This is a genomic window from Kitasatospora sp. NPDC093558, assembly GCF_040683475.1.
In the GTDB taxonomy this organism is placed as follows: Bacteria; Actinomycetota; Actinomycetes; order Streptomycetales; family Streptomycetaceae; genus Kitasatospora.
The window spans coordinates 1-2,042 of record NZ_JBFBDY010000932.1; the positions used below are offsets into that span (position 1 = coordinate 1).

The window sequence follows — 2,042 nt, forward strand, 5'->3', positions numbered from 1 at the left end:
GTGGAGCGAGCCCCCGGCAGCCGTCCAGACGGTCAACTCCCCAGCGGCGTCGACGCCGCCCGCGAGGCCGGTGACTCCGCGCGCGGCCTCCCACCAGCCGGTCGTGGTGCCGACCCACATCGTGCCGCCGCCGTCCTCCGCGCAGAGCACGAGCTCGCCGCGGGGCCCGGCCCGTCCGCACACCAACTCCCGTACCGCGCTGGGCCCCTGTCGAGGAGGCCACTCGTCGGCGCCGGCCAGGACGACACCCCCGTCCGCCGCCGCGGCGACCAGCGGCCGATCGCCGGGCAGCACCGCCAGCCCGGTCGACCTGGGCAACGGCCGGTGCGCGCGCAGGAGTTCGCGTCCGCGGGCGGCCCAGGGGCCGAGTGGGGCGGGCCGCCGGTCGGGGTCGCGGGCGAGTGGTTCGCAGGCCCACTGGGCGAGTTCCTCGCCGTAGCCGGCGGCGAGGAGTTCGGTGCGGGCCTGTTCGACGGCCAACCGGTGGTCGAGGCGGCCGTGTTCGGGTAGCAGGAGGGCGCGGGCGAGGGTGCCGACGGCGAACAGGTCCTTGGCGGTGGTGGGGAAGCCGCCGACCTGTTCGGCCTCGGGCGGCACGTGCCCGGGGGTGAACACGGCGACGGTGAGGGTGTGGTCGAGCGGGGCGAGGAATGTGAGGTCGATGAGCTTGACCTGGCCGCCCGCGTCGACGAGGACGTTGGCGGGGGAGATGTCGCGGTGCACCCAGCGCTTGCGGTGGAGTTCGTCGACGATGCGGCACAGCCGCGCGAGCACCTCGGCCGCCGCCGCGGGCCCGGCGCGGTTGGCGCGGGCCCAGGTGTGCAGCGGGACGCCGTCGACCCACGGGGAGATCTGGTAGCCGAGGAGCCCGCCGGTGGGCGCGGCGCCGGGCCGGTGCGGGGAGGGGCCGAGGAGGAAGCTCGGCACGACGAGGTCGGTGACGCCGAGGCGGTGGGCGTTGTGCGAGACGTCGTCCCAGCGGCCGAGCCAGCGGCGGACCTCGGACGGGTCCCGTTCGAGCATGATCTTCGCGGCGACGAGCTCCTTGCGCCCGTTGTGGCCGGTGCGAACGGCCCGCCACACCTCGGCCTCGCCGCCCCGGTGGTGGAATTCGAGGAGCTCGTACTGCTCGGGGTCGAACTCCGGCCCGAACCGGAGCCCGGGCACCCAACGCGACTCGGACACGCCCACCCCCGTCTGCCGTCTGACACCGGGCCGTCGACGCGGTCCGGCTGTTCGCGGTGCCCAGGATAGTGCTCGTTCCTGTTCCTCGTTCCTGTTCGGCGGCCCCGCCGAGGGCCTATCCTGATGGTCGCCGAGCAACATCATGAAATAGCGTCAACTCATGATCGAACATGCTGACTTGATCATGGCGGGGGCGGTTCGGGAGCACAGGGGGACGGTGCATGGCGCAGCTCGCGGTGGTGCTGATCGTGGTGGCACTGGCCGCTGTGGCGGGCGTCCTGGTGGTCCGCCGCAGGCGGGCGCTCGACCCGCAGGCGGTCGCGAAGGCCCTGGCCGGGGCGGCCGAGCTGCTCGCGGCGGGCAAGGCGCAGCAGGCCCGGCGCCGGTACGGGAAGCTGGCCGGCCGGCTCGCCGCGGCCGGCGGGGGCCCTGGGGTGCTCGCGGCCGGCGGGGGGCTCGCCGAGCAGCGCGGCCTCGCCCTGCTCGGCCAGGCCGAGGCCACCCTCGCCACCGGTGACCCGCAGGCCGCCCTCGCGCTGCACCACGAAGCCTTCCCGCTGCTCGCCGACCCGGCCCGGCAGCTGCCCCGGTGGAGCCTGCAGCGCCTCGCCGAGGAACGGATGGCCGTCCCGGCCGGTCCCCTCGCGCCGGTGCTCGCCTTCCTCCGGGCGACGGCCGGCGGCGCCGAGCCGGGCGCCGAGGCCGACTCGGCGGCCCGCGCCCTGGACTGGCTCCAGCGCCTGTGCCACGACGGCCCGCCCGAGCAGCGCGACACCGCGACCGCGGAGGCCCTCGCCGCCCTGCCGGGCCGGGACTGGCCGGTGCTGGCCAGGGCGGCCGTCCTGCGCGGCACCGAC

Annotated in this window: 1 protein-coding gene and 1 pseudogene; one reads left to right on the forward strand and one right to left on the reverse strand. The window is 76.3% G+C overall.

Going from position 1 to position 2,042, the window contains the following annotated elements:
* A partial coding sequence (locus tag AB0O00_RS37095) for a protein kinase (RefSeq protein WP_363659103.1) occupies positions 1-1,185 on the reverse strand: 1,185 nt, incomplete at its 3' end.
* A 221-nt stretch (positions 1,186-1,406) separates the two neighbouring features.
* Here AB0O00_RS37095 and AB0O00_RS37100 point away from each other — a divergent pair.
* Positions 1,407-2,042, forward strand: a pseudogene (locus tag AB0O00_RS37100) (hypothetical protein); the annotation flags it as partial.